We start from the raw sequence: 13789 nt of genomic DNA, 5'->3' as shown, positions 1-13789 counted from the left end.
GGTTGATACCTGCTTGCTGCCGCTCGCCACCGGGCTGCCTGTCACCCCCGTTCCTCAACGTCGCCAACAGCTTCCATTACGCAGTACCCTGAGGATCGTTCCCAGCCGCGCTCGGATGGTGCGCGAGGCGAAGTACTGTCGCCGATCGTGCATGTCTCGGCTAGCACCGCGCGAGATTTCGTCGCTAGTCCAGTCGCGAGCCCAGACAACTTGGCCGTTCTGAATCAGGTAATGAGACCGACAGGGGAACCCCCAATTGCCTATCGACGGGTGAAGCGTTGGCATCGAATTAGCCAGACGTATAGTCCATCCGGACGGGTTGAGTGGGGTAACGACCTTGTTTCCGCATCCACAGGCGCAGTCATGCACGGCCGTTTGATGCGTGTAGGAAACATACAGCACTCCACTATCACGTACTTTTGGGACTGTATCGACTATTTTCGCGTCAAAGTAGCGTATCGTCACTGGGTTCTCTCCGAGTGAATCAGCTGCCCACTGGCAATGGTGTAAGTCGTATGCAACTCATTGACGTCGTCCCGGTAGAACCCCTTAAGCTTCTTCCACTTAATCACGGCGAGGGTCGCGTTCAACGCGTTCAGATCAGCGAGTTGGATGTTGCGCTCATACTCATCTTCCCGCTCGTCAGTAAACGAGATCCTGCGCTCCACGTGCGCGTTGTTCTCTTGGGTGACGGTCGTGGTTCGCACAATTCCTCCAAGCGCGTCCCGCTGGCGACTGACTCCCATACCTACATCGATCAAAGGAATCCCCTGCTGCGTCAGCCACTGGATGATCTCCTGCTTCACGGGACTTGTATCAATTGCAACGAATACGAAGTCCAGTCCGCTGAGGTGCTCTATCGTGCTGGCGTCGATCATTTGCGGGTGGGCAATGATTCCGCGATGCATCGCCGAGTACTGCGAAGCAAAGTACTCAACCTTGGTCTGCCTCTTATTGAGTTGTCCCAGAGTAGCGGCGCCGGGTGCCCTGAAGGCATTGTGCGTGAGAAAGTCATCCGGATCCCAGAGATGAATCTCCGGCACCGGCGTCTTCGAGACGAGATCGAGAATGTAGGAGCCGCTTCCTCCGAGACCCACGATCCCGACCGGCCCGGTGGCGAGTCGCATGCTGAGGGTGCTGATACCGGCGCGCGCTGATGCGGAGTCAAGGTAGACAAATGGCGACTCGTCCTCATCGGTCTCTATGGGACGGAAGGTGCGGGCGGTAGCCCGAGGATCGACCGCGCGCGCCGGCCCCACAATCACTCGAACGTACTGGCTGATCTTTTCGTAGTAGTCGGCGTAACGCCCGCTAGCTGGCTTTGTCGACAAGTAGGAGTTGGAGATGAGCCCCGGTATCGGTTCCTGGGTGCCCAGCATAGCGATAACTTCGTGCATCGGGACGCCCGGAGCTTTGTGGGGAACCCCGGTGAAATAAACAGTGTGAGGCTCGGGAGGGGCGGTGGTCTCGCCAGCAAGGTTGAGTTCAGAGAGTACCTCCCCGACTGAAACCTCACCGTTCGCGGTCAAGTAAGGGACGTTGCTGATGACGAGATGCCCGTGGCGGATCGATACCTCATATCCATCCGCCATGAGCCTCGCGAGATCAGCGCTAGGACTTTCCCGTAGGCGTGACATCAAACGCCGCACCCTTCTTCTTCACGGTCACTGACTCGCCAGCCGCCAGTTCTCCTTCATGGTGGCGACCCTTGGCGCCTCGGAAAGTGACGGTGTAGACAGTGTCCGGACCAGGCGAGACCGGGTAGGCGATCGATACGACCTCCTCGAAGGTCAGGTGATCATCCTGAACCTCCTCCAGCTCCCCGTTCACAGCAATCTCATAGAACTTCTCAGGCTTCTTTGACGACTCGGCGCGGGAGTGCTCGCCCGCTTTTGGAACTGTGTTACTCATGAGGTACAGCCTTTCTCCGGACGGAGCCGGGATATTTTTGCACCGAACAGGTACAAAAAACACTTTAGCACACCTGACCGGTGTATGATTATTAGGAGGTCGGCATGGACGTCGGCTTCGCGAACTCGCGGCTCGCGCGCATGTGTAACAGCACATCACTACGGGTTCGAAAGCTTGGTCAGGAACGAGCCGAGAAGCTCCTGATGCGGCTAGACCAGCTGGCCGCATCAGATAATCTCGCGGAGTTCCACAGGCTGCCGCAGGCCCGGTGCCATCAACTCGTCGGAGGTAGGGACGAACAGTTCTCCGCGGACCTCGATGGTCCATATCGACTGATTTTTGAAGTAGCCAATATTCCAATCGCCCGCCTTACCGACGGCGGAATCGACCTCTCCCTCGTTACGCGTGTTCGCGTGCTCGAGATTGCAGACCCTCACTAGACGGAACCGAGATAGATGATGACCGCAGCATCTCAAGTCACCTCAGACTGGACGCCCTACGCGCCGGACCAGGTGAGCTCCCCAGGCGCAACATTGCGAGAAACACTAGAAACGCTCCCGCTGTCACAGACTGATCTCGCGACTCGGACGGGACTATCTATCAAGCACATCAATCAAATTGTCAGCGGCTCAGCCGCTTTGACTCATGAGACCGCCATAAAGCTGGAGCGGGCTACAGGCGTCCCCGCCAAGATATGGAACACCCTCGAAGCAAACTATCGCGACGCCATCTCGCGGATGTCTGAACGCGAGTCGTTATCAGCTTCGAAAGAATGGTTGCGCCTAATGCCAGTGGCAGCGCTCCGTAAAAAGGGCGTCGTCACTGCAACTCTGCGTGACCCAGGCACGCTACTGCAGGAAATTCTTCAATTCTTCGGTGTTTCGTCAATTGAGGCGTGGGAGGAAGCTTGGGCAAAACCTTCAGCGGCGTTCCTACAGTCCTCGGCGTTTGAGGCCGACCCCGGCGCGGTCGCAGCTTGGTTGCGTCTTGGCGAACAAGCTGCAATAGACGTAGATACGGCACCTTTCGACCGAGCGCGATTGAAAGCTGCAATTCCGCGGCTCCGGGCGCTCACGGTCCTCTCCCCTGAGGCGTTCTGGCCGCAAGTTGTAGCTATTTGCGCAGATGCCGGTGTAGCGGTCGTGCTCGTTCCGGAGGTTCCGGGAGCCCGGGCACATGGAGCTACACGCTGGCTCTCGCCCACAAAAGCACTAGTCCAACTGAGTGTTCGACATAAGCGCAACGATCATCTGTGGTTCGCGCTTTTCCATGAACTGGGTCACGTTCTTCTTCATGGTAAAAAGGAAGTCTTCGTCGAACATAAACTTGGCGCCGACGGTGGAAGAACTAAACAGGAAAAAGAAGCAAACGAATTTGCCGGAAACACACTTTTACCACCATCCGCGGAGCAAAAGCTAAAAGCAGTAACTACTTATTCGGATGTAAGGAGATTGGCGGAGGAACTAGGTGTCCATCCAGGAGTCGTTGCTGGTCGGATCCAGCATGATCGGGGTAATTACTCGTTTGGCGTACCAGACCTGTTCGTCTCGCTTCGCGTTGGCCGTGACGAAAGCTAGCTCGAGCGGCTAGTTAGGACCCCGAGGCTGTCAGCCCAACCGATCTCATCGAATGGGTTGAGCACATCGTATCCAGATTGCAGTCTGTGGATCGCTTAGGCGGCCAACACTGGTGCCGCCGTGGTGGAACCATCTGGAGGCAGTCGACCGCCTTCGTGCGCTACATGAGCGGTGGTTGGAAGCTCATGCAGTCGGAGTCATGTCGAGTTGGTGGGGTCGGCCACTTTGACAGCCTCTCCACCGTCCTTTTCGCGAAGCGCGGCCTCTTCGGTGAGTGCGGCACATCGTACCGACCCAGACGGTTTGACGGACACTCGCGCGCGAAGCCCCCTAAACAGCTGGGCCTAGGGGTAAACCTCAGATCTACATATCACCACTGTGCGCTACCGGTCACCAACTGCGGGCGAACCTCCAACAGGTAGCTCCTTCAAATTTTGATCGCCGTCTAGTCGCCAGCGGACACCCTCAGGATCTGTGAACTCAATAGCAACTTGAGAGGTCAGCCATCTCAAAGCCCTACTATCATCGCCTGCAAACTGGCCAACGCCAGTCACCTGCCAAGCGAGTTCCTTCCGCATTCCGGCGGTCCCGAGCTGATTTTCCTCCACCCTGTCAATTTGTACATTCATGTCGATCAGCTGTGGTGCAGCAGGAACAATTAGCTTGTTATCGGTGAAGGGTCGAGGGAGGTCCAATGTCCCTTTCTCTTGGAAAACTGCTGTCACGCTTAGTGTCAGGTGGCCATCTGTTGGCCGGGTCTGCCCAGAAAGGGCACGCTGATGTGAAGCCCCTACTGAGAACCGAATAGACCGAGCGTACTTCTCGCGTTCCGCCTGGTTCCGCTCAGCTTCTAGCTCGAGCTGTTGCCTAACCGCCGCCAACCCTCGCAGTTGTTCCCCTATAGCCACAGCCGCCTGATCTTCCACCTGAGTTCGCCATTGTTCATCTTGAATCTCAACGGACCTTCTCTGTGTGCGAAGCGCCGCCACTGCCCCAACGAAACCAAGAAATGTTACGACCACGCCGGCCCATTCGGCGACGTTGCCGACCTCAGTGGCGAGCGGTGCAGACTGGAGATTTAGAGCAGTAAGAAGTAGTACGACGCCGGCCAGGAGTCCTGCACTAATGGCGCCTAGCGAGTACTCAAGGTCTGTTCGCTCGACCAACCATCGGTGCAACAGCTGCCGCTTGGTCAGCTCTAACTTCTCCTGCTTGCCCACCTGATGTTCCAGTTTGTCCATTCGACAAGTCTCACGCGTATAGCTGGCATCCGTAACACGCTGCTGTCGGGCTACGCATCCTGTTCGGTTATCAGAGTGAGCGTCCGCTGTCCCTCTTCGCCTGTTCTGCTCGACGATTTGCTGCTGCGGCGTCATTCGTACCTGCCACCGCCTTACGTGCCTGACACTCGGCGGCAGTCGCTTTCCTGCTCTCAATGAGTTCGGCCTGCCGCTGACTGAATCCTGTACCGGAGTTGGTACGGCGTGCAGCCACGTCGTTCTTGTCACTCACAGGTGTTTTTTGCCTGCTGGCGAGCTCGCTCGCTCGTCCCCGACGGAGCAGTGCTCAACGCCGTAGGTGCGAGGGTGTGCCGATCCTGGGAGGAAATAAGCGACGCAGGAGCGCCGGACAGGACCGGTGTGCCCGATGCCGGCGGAGCTGGTTGACGCTGCGGAGCGGGGACGCATAATCCGTAGGACAGCAGCAAAAAGACTCGGACGGGATGCGACGAAGGAGCAGCCTGACCGTGACAGGCCGGAGCGAAGCGCAGGACCATCGCCCTGCTCGGAGCCCTAGCGGAGAGCAGGGAAGCACTACACGGTGAGACAGCGCTGGCCACGAGACATTAGTAGGGTCAGGATCATGACTATGGGGACGAACAACCAAGCACAGACAAGAACACGCAACTCGAAGCGCGACGCGGCGATCTATGGTTTCGCGGGCCTGATGTTCGCATTGGTTTCGGTGATGACGTTCTCGAGCGTTGACGCTTGGTACATGGTCGTCGGTTCCTGCCTCATCGTGATCGCGGCCGTCGTGTGGGTCGCTAGAGCGATCATTGCGCTGCGTCAGGACGACCGACCATGAGTCTCTGGAGCCGCTACCTGTTCGGGGCCGCACTCGTATTCGGAATTAGCGTGACAGTTCTCGCCGAACGGTTGCCGGCAGGGTGGGGACCCGCGTCGATCTTTACCGTGGTTCTGGCTGCATCTGCGTTCCTGATCTGCTCCGTCATCGACTACCGGCGTGAGCGTGCAGCGGTTCGCACTCCCGAGGACTAGCCGGCCGAACGGCTGGTCGGATGGCTGTTCAGGCGCAGCTCAGGCTTCGTCGAGCCAGTCCGGGCGGCCGGCGAGGCCTAGCCGGTAGCGCGCCGCGTCCACGGAGGGGCTATGCGGGCCGAGGGCCAGTTGGAAGGTCCGCAGCTGCAAGCGGGTGCGCTGCAATCGGAGGCGGTTTGCGAGCGAGCGGTCGCCGCGGCCGGGCACCCCGGCGAGGGGAGCCACGGACGGGGAGATGACCAGCGCTCCGGCGCTGGCGATGCCGCTGTAGAAGATCCGTTCGGCTCGGTTTAGCCCGTCCGGGGCGGACAGGAAGGTGAGCAATTCGGCGGGGACGGGTTCGAGGTCGGGTTCCAGCGCGCGCAGTGCCTCCGTGAGTTCTCGGCGGTTGACCGGGAGATCTTCGGCTCCGAGGGTCTGGGCGCTGCGGGACCAGTCGGCGACGTAGGTGTCGGCCCAGTTGCGGCCGAACCGTGGGGCCAGGTCGTGACCGACGGCTTCGTGGGCCCCGAGGAAGGCATCGGTGAAGGCCAGGTGCACCCAGCGCAGTAGGGCGGGGTCGGAGGCGGAGTAGGCGCGGCCGTCGTCGGTGGTACCGCTGACCCGCCCGTGCATGCGGCGGACCCGTGCCGAGTCCCGCTCGGCGAGTTCCGCGGAGCCGAAGGTGGTGATGGTGAGCCAGCGTGCGGTCCCGGCGAGGCGGGCCCAAGGATCGCTGCGGTAGGAGGAGTGCCGTGCGACCCCGGCCATCGCCAGCGGGTGCGCGCCCTGCCCGAGGAGGGCCGCGACGCCGCCGACCAAAGTGGAAAGGCCACCGTGAACCTGCCAGACGATGCCGTCGGGTTCGAACAAGCCTGGACCCTCCCCTACCAGGGCGATGTCGCGCACCCAGTCCGGCGCCCCGGTGGGGTCACCGGAGACCCGGGCACGAAACGCGCTACGGACGCGGTGAGCCAGATCGGCAGGGCGAGGGATCGAGCTCACAGGCATGATGCTCCAACGACGGACACCCGAACACCCGAACACCCGAACACCCGGACACCCGAACACCCGGACACCCGGACACCCGGACACCCGGACACCCGGACACCCGGACACCCGGACAGGAATCTACTACAAAGCGTAGAACACGGACCTGACACGGCGATGGCCGAGAGGACCCTTCCGTGGTCAGAGAAGCGTTGGTGCCTCGGGGTCGATGCCGCGAAGCAGGGGTCGGATGATCGGTTCATCCAGGGCTCGGAGAGCCCATATCTCGCGCTACTTCATGGTTCAAGATAGACACGAACATGTATTGGCATCGGGTAAGTCCCGAGAAGGAGGCTTTCATGATGATCGAGTACAACGTCAGTGATCACTGGTCAGCTGATGATCCAGACTGGCCGAAATCGCTAGTCTCGTCACTGGACCGGCGACGCGGGCTGAGCGCGAATCCTCCTTTAACGACCGTTATGAGTGAGATATCTGCATGGGTCCAGCTGGCCAGTGGCATCGAAGCCTGGAGGCCACGTCCGAACCGAGCTTCATTGAAGCTCGACCTGACGGAGTCCGTCGAAGCAGTGGGTCCGGCGCTCAAGGCTTACATTGCCGCTCCTCTCGTGGCATTCCAAGATGCCTTTGATCGTCTGACTGAAAGCCCGAATGCAGTCCTTGAGCAACCCCCTGGTACTCGTACCCGCTCAGAATGGATTGGTGTAGAGAGCACTGCGAAAGACCTTCAGGATGCGCTCCTCGAGGACGATGCAGTGCGCGCTAGCTGGGACGATCTTGTTGCAGCCTCTCAGGACCGCACGTTGGTGCGACGGGAGTATCGCCCGATTGCCGAACTCCTTTTCGACCAAGTACAACGACGCGGCATGCCCGCGGAGCGGGCTGCTAGCGCCCTCGTTTCAATCGTCGCGTTCGGGCGTGATCCTGATGATCTTCCCTGGGTTGAAACCAGCACTCCCTTCAGCGAACGAGTCTCGAAGGCGCGCGCATATGTGGGGACGCCAGTCGATGTTGAACCCACCGTGGTTTGGTTGGGCTATAAGGGGCGCATGCACATCCATCTATCAGCAGGCCGAGTCTCGTTTTACGAGGCTCAGTGGGCAATCCCGAATGCTGAGCCAGCCCCACACAGGTACGACTTCGCTCACAAGGAAGAGCTTTGGAACCTGGTACAGCACAGCCACATCTTTCGCATATCGGAACGAGAGGACGAGGAATACAACGTTGACACCATCGTGCGCGTTGACCTTGGCACGACCACGGGCGCCGACGCACTGGAACGTGCCGTGGAGATGATCGACATCATCCTCAGTGTCTCGATCCACCGTTCTGGAGGGATTCGCCCGCAACTCGCGGAGTACGCAGTGCTTCGCTCAGGACGCAGCAGCACTGCCGGACATCAGGCTGTCCGCGACAGCACAGGCTTTCCTAATGACACCTGGGGAGCGAGCATGACTGCTGAGGCAATCACGGCACACGGTCCACGGATTGCGGATGCTCTCGCTCGCGAAGATCTGCCCAGATTTCTGGCTGCAGCGGTTCAGGTACAGACCGCCGCTGATCATCCGTTCAGTCGAGATATGGCGCTACGGAAGCCGTCGGAGGCAGACATCAGCAGCGTGATCCCGCTTTCGGACCGCGTCGTGCAGCACGTGGCGGCACATGCCGCGATGAGTCCAAGCTCATTGTTCACGCTACTCGGTGAGCGGTGGGCTCACGCTCGATGGCTCACTGACCTTCAGCGAGCTGTTGGCATGTGCTTACTCGGTCTAAGCGGGAATCAGGACTTGCTCAATGAGCTGACCCGCAAATGGATGTCTGATCATTCAGAGCAGCCCTGGGTCCTACTTATCGCCGATCGGTCTGAAGACTTTCTATCTCTCTGCCGCCTCGAGCACGAACGTGCGTGGATACAACGCATGTTCGCCAGCATTAGTGACCACACAAGCTACGCACTCCTCATCGAGGACTACACCCGCGAGGGAAGGGCGCTGGAAGATCGTCGGCGCCGCGTCCGTAACGCATTGGTTCATGGAAACCCTGCAAGCTTCGACGTCGTGCAATCCGTTCGTGAGTACGCCCAGTTCTTGAGCGGCAGCGCACTGCACCTAGCGCTGGAGGCCTACGTTGACGACTCGGATCCAGCAACCGCTCTGGCGACCAGGACGGATGAACTTATTGCAATGCAAGGCGGACAAGATGCAGCGAGCTTCTGGCGTGGAGAAACTCAACCAGACGACGGACTTCATCCGCTCCAATGAGAACGAACCCGCCCACCTGGGTCAGAAGAGCGTTGGCGCTTCGGGGTCAATGCCAGTGAGCAGGGGGCGGATGATCGGCTCGTTCCATCCGTGCTCGAGGAGGGCTGTGCGCAGCTCGACGGAGTGGGCGCGGAACTGGGCGCGCCCGACACGGCGCCACCGGAAGGTCGAGGCATTCGCGTGCCGGCGCTTCTGGGATCGGTCCAGCATGTTCAGCGCCTGGGTGCCGGGCAGCAGGTGACTTTCTGTCCCGGTGGTCGCGTGAACGCACAGAGGGACGTCGCAGACGTGCATGAGCGCGATCCCGGGGTGCAGGGTCTCTCCAGTGAGGTGTTCGTAGGCGTAGCGTTGCGATCGCAGGGCGCGTTGCTCGCCGTCCCTTGTGACCCAGAATCGCCCGTACCCGTCGTCGGCCACGGCGCCGGTCCAGATCCAGCAGTCGTGAAGCCGCGGACCCTTGACGACTTTCTCCCAAAACCGGTCAGCTTCTCCCCTGCACTGCCTCACCGCCGGCTACCTCCGCCAGGACGTCATTGGACCCGCGCGGGACGACGGACGATCGGCCGGCGACCTTCCATCCGCACCACACCGACGATGACCAATGCAGCTGCACCGATGATCAGCCACTCGGCCCACCACGGACTATCGGAGACGGCGACCGGAACGAGCAGCAAAAAGAACCAGAGCGCGATCGCCAGGGCGCCGGCGACCTGATTCCGGACCCGCGGCGGGATGGGCAGCAGCAGCAGCGGCAGCTGGAGGATGGCGCGGACGAACAGGTAGCTGTACCGGATGCTCGAGGTGAGCAACCAGCGGATGATTCTGATCATCATGTTCTCCTGATCATCGAGAGACCTCTGGGGCGAGCCGGGCCTCAAGTGCTTCGACCTCGGCCGCTGGTTTCGCCGGTGATTTCGACTTCGGCTTTCGCCCCTTTGCAGGAGTCGCCTGGTCGCGCTTGAGTGTCCGGTAGATGGTGGTCCTGCTGACCCCGAGGACCTGACCGATCTGTTCGACGGTCATGTCCTGCTGCTCATACATGCGCCTCGCGGCCGTGGCCTGCTGAGGGGTGAGTCGCGGTGGACGCCCCCCGGTGCGACCTCGAGCTCGGGCTGCCGCAAGGCCGGCGTTCGTGCGCTCCTTGATGAGGTCACGTTGGAACTCTGCGAGGGCGGCGAAGACGTGGAAGACGAGCCGACCGCCAGGTGAAGTGGTGTCGATCGTTTCCTGAAGTGACTTGAACCCAATGCCCTTGTCCTGAAGCGCTGTGAGCTGGTCAATGAGGTGACGGATGGAGCGGCCGAGCCGGTCGAGCCGCCACACCACGAGCGTGTCCCCCGGCCTGAGCTGATCCAACAGCTTCGTGAGCTCTGGCCTCTGATCAAGGGATCCCGGAATAGTGTCGACGAACACCCGATAGCAGCCGGCAGCAGTCAGCGCATCGACCTGCAACGCGGCGTCCTGGTCCGTCGTCGACACTCGCGCGTAGCCCAAAAGGTGTCCCATGCTCCTCAATGTAGCGGAACTCATCCCAAACCAGCAGAAGTGAAACATAGATTCTGACACTGAGTATTGCTACAAGAAACGGGCCCTCCAGAGTCTCAATCGAGGATTAGCGAGATCTGTAGCGAAAACGTTCGTATTTGGCACTTGGGCCCCGGCGGAGCCCCGGGGCTCGCGTGCTTTCCGGGGACCGATTACGCGTTGTGGAGACGGTAGGCGAGTTCGCGCAGGGCAGTGGCGTCCTGGCCGCCTGCTTCGGCGCGTTGGCGGGCGTCGTCGATGAAGTCGAGGTCCTGGCGGTTCACCTTGCCGCCGTGGTGGTAGGCGGTGAAGTCGGCGAAGTCGAGGGGCTTGGACTGCTGGGCCATGTGCCGGAACATCTGCAGGACGCTTTCAGGGGTGGTCTGCTCGGCGGCGGCTTTGCCGGCGGTGCCGAAGACGTTCAGTTGCTGGATCTCGCGCATGCTGTTCGCGCCTAGCTGCCACGTCTCGTCTGTCGCGTCGATGTCGTCGAGGGATCGCCAGTCGAGGAGCCCCCAGGCGAGGATCGGGGCGAGCATGGAAAACCCAATCTCCGATCCGGCTGCGGACTCAATACTCACGGGAATGCCGTTGCCGGCGTAGAGGGTGGCGAAGGCTTCGGCGAGGTTCGGGGAGCTGTCGTCGATGAGGAACCGTGCCGGGCCAAGGTGTTTGATGGCGTAGTCCGCTTGGGCGAGCAGGTCCGCGTCGATGCTCGGGTCCGCGGGTAGGTTCGCGGCACCGACCTCGTGGACCAGGGCGTTGGTGTTACCCATGGCGACCTGGTCGCCGGACAGACCGGACTGAGCGAGGAACCAGGGGATGACCTCGATGCCGACGGCGTTGAGGATGACGCCTGTGTTCGTACCTCGGAACGCCCGTCCGATTTCTTTGGTCAGGGTTAGGCCTGCTTCGGCGTGGAGGGAGGCGTTGTCGAGGGTGACGATGAGGAAGTCCAGCTGCTGGTCGGACAGGGCGGCGGGGTTGGTGATGACGTCGTACCCGGAGAACCGGTCGAGGGTGTTGTCGTCGTAGGAGTACATGACCTGCGGGCGGGAGAGCTGTTCCTGGCGGTGCGGGCGGACGAGGAAGGTGACCTTGGCGCCGGCGCGGACGAGGTCGTAGGCGGCGTTGACGCCGACCGATCCGGCCCCGACGATTCCGATGGAGGGGATGGTGTCAGTCATGATCGTGGTCCTTCGTGTCAGGTAGGTCGGAGGCTCTAGTGGAGGACGTCGGCCCGCCAGGGGGTCAGTCGTCGCTGACGGAGATGGTGACGGTGATGTTGCCGCGGGTGGCGTTGGAGTAGGGACAGACCTGGTGTGCGGCATCCGCGAGGGACTGTGCCTGGTCGTGGTCCAGGTCGGGGATGACGACCTCGAGGTCGACGGCGAGCCCGAATCCGCCCTGGCCATCTGGCCCGATGTGGACCCGGCTTCCGACAGAAGAGTGCGGGATCCTCACTTTCTGGGTCCGGGCGACCATCTGCAGTGCGGAGTGGAAGCATGCCGCGTAGCCGGCAGCGAACAGTTCTTCCGGGTTCGCGCCACCGCCGGCGCCTCCCATTTCCTTCGGGGTTACCAGGTCCAGGTCGAGCGTCCCGGTGGTGGTTGTGACATGGCCGTTTCGGCCGGCGCCGGTAGCGAGAGCTTCAGCGGTGTAAACGATGTCCATGACGGGACCTTTCAGAAGGTGGGTGAGTCCGGTGCGTGAGTTCCGTGGAGGTGCGCCGGGGTACGTGATGACACGGCCGGTCGAGGATCACCCCCGAGGGCGCAGCCGTGGGGCTGCCCTAGGGTTCATCGCCCGACCGGCGTCACCGTCTAGGAGGTTGCGTCGCCGTCGGCGAGGCGGGGATCGGGTCCGAGCTGTTCGGGCAAGCCGAGGTGGTCGCGCAGGGTGGAGCCCTGGTATTCGTCGGGGCGGAGCCCGCGGCGGCGCAGGATCGGCACGACGTGGTCGACGAAGTCGTCGAACCCGTCGTGGACGTCGTCGATGACGATGGTGAAGCCGTCGGTGACACCGGCGTCCCACCATTCCTGGAACATGTCCGCGACCTGCTCGGCCGTTCCGACGACTCCTGGATTCGGGTCGAGGACTCCGTGACCGAGGATCTCCCGTGGGGTTCGGCCCTGGCTTGCGAGCCGGTGGGCGAGGGTCTCCTGCTGATTTCCGGAACGTGCGTGTAGTCCCTGGACCTGCGTAACCGTCAATGGCTTGTCCCTGTCGGCCGGGTCCAGGCGCAGGCCGAGCAGCCTGGAGAGCTGACTGATGCGCTGCTCGATGCCTGCGGCGTCTTCCAGTGCCATGCGCCGTTCGACGGCTTCCTGCTGTGTTGCGCCGAGCCCGAAGCCGACGAAGGAGAGATACCTCGCCTCGTCCGGGTTGCGGCCGGCGTTCTCGGTCACGGACCGGATGATGTCCCGCTGAGAGCGGGCGTCAGCCATGGAGTAGGGGTTACCGATGATGCCGTTGGCGTACATGCCCGCGGCTTGGATGCCGGCGCCGCTGGCGAAGGGCATGAAGATGACCGGCTGGCCCTGCTCTGACGGCGGGATTTGAAGTGGTCCACGGGATCCGACCTGACGGCCGTGGAGGTTGATCGGCTGGATGTGCGAGGTGTCAGCGAACCGTCCGGTGACCTTGTCCGGGGTACCGGCTTCCCTCCCCCAGCTCGCCCACAGCGCCTGGGTGATCTGGATGACCTCGTGCAGACGGCCGTATTTCTCCTCTTTCGAGGGCACGGGGCGGCCGTAGTTGGCGAAGGCTTCTGGTTCGTAGCTGGGGATGAGGTTCCATCCGGCGCGGCCGTGACTCATCACATCCAGTGCCCGGAGCTGGCGTGCGATGCCGTAGGGCTCGTTGAACGACGTCGACATCGAAGGGACCAGGCCGACCTTCTTCGTGGCGTACGCTATGGCGCCCATCAGCATGACCGGGTCGATAGACACGATGGGCGGACCCGACTCCAGGTCGCCCCAGATGAAGACACGGTCCGGGTAAAAGAGGTAGTCCAGCCCGCCCCGCTCAGCGATCTTGGCGGTGCGCACGTGGGTCTCGACGTCGGTGTAGGCGTTGGGGTCAGCCCACGGCATCCGCCACGCCCCCGGGTGAGCGCCATACGTCGTCCCCAACACCGTTCCAAGCAACATCGGCTTACTGGTCATGGCCGTCCTTCTCCTCGCGAACATCAGACCCCACACGCACTGGGTCTCTCACCTATGAGAATACGGAGACACTCTCC

At 61.5% G+C, this 13789-nt stretch carries 16 protein-coding genes; 5 read left to right on the top strand and 11 right to left on the bottom strand.

What is annotated here, in order from left to right:
* Positions 1 to 54 precede the first annotated feature (54 nt).
* The 3 genes from CI785_RS17770 to CI785_RS17155 are packed head-to-tail and all read right to left on the bottom strand — an operon-like array spanning position 55 to position 1911.
* Positions 55 to 465, bottom strand: a complete 411-nt coding sequence (locus CI785_RS17770) for a ubiquitination-like system serine protease family protein (RefSeq protein ID WP_476692380.1) — start codon at positions 463 to 465, stop codon at positions 55 to 57.
* Entirely contained in the window at positions 462 to 1637 is a 1176-nt protein-coding gene (locus CI785_RS12425; RefSeq protein WP_105032404.1) for a DUF6791 domain-containing protein, read from the bottom strand. The genes CI785_RS17770 and CI785_RS12425 overlap by 4 nt, the downstream gene beginning before the upstream one ends.
* Entirely contained in the window at positions 1612 to 1911 is a 300-nt protein-coding gene (locus CI785_RS17155) for a multiubiquitin domain-containing protein (RefSeq protein ID WP_157940259.1), read from the bottom strand. The genes CI785_RS12425 and CI785_RS17155 overlap by 26 nt, the downstream gene beginning before the upstream one ends.
* Before the next feature lie 104 nt (positions 1912 to 2015).
* Between CI785_RS17155 and CI785_RS12415 the strand changes: the two genes are divergently transcribed.
* The 3 genes from CI785_RS12415 (at position 2016) to CI785_RS17765 (ending at position 3717) form a co-directional block, all read left to right on the top strand.
* The gene (locus tag CI785_RS12415) at positions 2016 to 2351 is read left to right on the top strand and encodes a type II toxin-antitoxin system RelE/ParE family toxin (RefSeq protein ID WP_105032402.1); all 336 of its coding nucleotides are present in this window, start codon (positions 2016 to 2018) and stop codon (positions 2349 to 2351) included.
* A gap of 15 nt (positions 2352 to 2366) precedes the next feature.
* Positions 2367 to 3488 carry an ImmA/IrrE family metallo-endopeptidase gene (locus tag CI785_RS12410; RefSeq protein WP_105032401.1) on the top strand — a complete coding sequence of 374 codons (1122 nt, stop codon included), beginning with the start codon at positions 2367 to 2369 and terminating at the stop codon, positions 3486 to 3488.
* Positions 3489 to 3600: 112 nt separating this feature from the next.
* Complete coding sequence (locus tag CI785_RS17765) at positions 3601 to 3717, top strand: DUF4913 domain-containing protein (RefSeq protein ID WP_157940258.1); 117 nt, start codon at positions 3601 to 3603, stop codon at positions 3715 to 3717.
* Between the two features lie 154 nt (positions 3718 to 3871).
* Here CI785_RS17765 and CI785_RS17150 read toward each other — a convergent pair whose 3' ends face one another.
* Positions 3872 to 4729 carry a hypothetical protein gene (locus tag CI785_RS17150; protein WP_157940257.1) on the bottom strand — a complete coding sequence of 286 codons (858 nt, stop codon included), beginning with the start codon at positions 4727 to 4729 and terminating at the stop codon, positions 3872 to 3874.
* 628 nt (positions 4730 to 5357) lie between these two features.
* Here CI785_RS17150 and CI785_RS12405 point away from each other — a divergent pair.
* Positions 5358 to 5576, top strand: coding sequence for a hypothetical protein (locus tag CI785_RS12405; protein ID WP_105032400.1), 219 nt, complete (start codon positions 5358 to 5360; stop codon positions 5574 to 5576).
* Between the two features lie 233 nt (positions 5577 to 5809).
* Here the strand turns inward: CI785_RS12405 and CI785_RS12400 are convergent, their stop codons facing one another.
* The gene (locus tag CI785_RS12400) at positions 5810 to 6622 is read right to left on the bottom strand and encodes an oxygenase MpaB family protein (RefSeq protein WP_240615177.1); all 813 of its coding nucleotides are present in this window, start codon (positions 6620 to 6622) and stop codon (positions 5810 to 5812) included.
* 476 nt (positions 6623 to 7098) lie between these two features.
* On the opposite strand from CI785_RS12400, the gene CI785_RS12395 reads away from it, so the two are divergent.
* Positions 7099 to 9021 (top strand): hypothetical protein, encoded by a 1923-nt coding sequence (locus CI785_RS12395; RefSeq protein ID WP_105032399.1) that lies wholly within the window; start codon positions 7099 to 7101, stop codon positions 9019 to 9021.
* A 21-nt stretch (positions 9022 to 9042) separates the two neighbouring features.
* On the opposite strand, the gene CI785_RS12390 is transcribed toward CI785_RS12395, so the two are convergent.
* The 6 genes from CI785_RS12390 to CI785_RS12365 all read right to left on the bottom strand — a co-directional run bounded on the left by CI785_RS12390 (position 9043) and on the right by CI785_RS12365 (position 13697).
* Positions 9043 to 9438 (bottom strand): hypothetical protein, encoded by a 396-nt coding sequence (locus CI785_RS12390; RefSeq protein WP_240615176.1) that lies wholly within the window; start codon positions 9436 to 9438, stop codon positions 9043 to 9045.
* Positions 9439 to 9551: 113 nt separating this feature from the next.
* Entirely contained in the window at positions 9552 to 9854 is a 303-nt protein-coding gene (locus CI785_RS12385) for a hypothetical protein (protein WP_105032397.1), read from the bottom strand.
* A 10-nt stretch (positions 9855 to 9864) separates the two neighbouring features.
* Positions 9865 to 10527, bottom strand: a complete 663-nt coding sequence (locus tag CI785_RS12380) for a recombinase family protein (protein ID WP_105032396.1) — start codon at positions 10525 to 10527, stop codon at positions 9865 to 9867.
* Positions 10528 to 10718: 191 nt separating this feature from the next.
* A complete protein-coding gene (locus tag CI785_RS12375) occupies positions 10719 to 11732 on the bottom strand; it encodes a ketopantoate reductase family protein (RefSeq protein ID WP_105032395.1) in 1014 nt (337 codons plus the stop codon).
* A 64-nt stretch (positions 11733 to 11796) separates the two neighbouring features.
* Positions 11797 to 12219, bottom strand: a complete 423-nt coding sequence (locus tag CI785_RS12370) for an organic hydroperoxide resistance protein (RefSeq protein ID WP_105032394.1) — start codon at positions 12217 to 12219, stop codon at positions 11797 to 11799.
* Between the two features lie 149 nt (positions 12220 to 12368).
* Positions 12369 to 13697 carry an NtaA/DmoA family FMN-dependent monooxygenase gene (locus CI785_RS12365; protein ID WP_276308032.1) on the bottom strand — a complete coding sequence of 443 codons (1329 nt, stop codon included), beginning with the start codon at positions 13695 to 13697 and terminating at the stop codon, positions 12369 to 12371.
* Positions 13698 to 13789: the final 92 nt, after the last annotated feature.

This window comes from Arthrobacter ruber, from assembly GCF_002954225.1.
GTDB lineage: Bacteria > Actinomycetota > Actinomycetes > Actinomycetales > Micrococcaceae > Arthrobacter_D > Arthrobacter_D ruber.
This window is presented reverse-complemented; position numbering and strand designations above follow the sequence as displayed.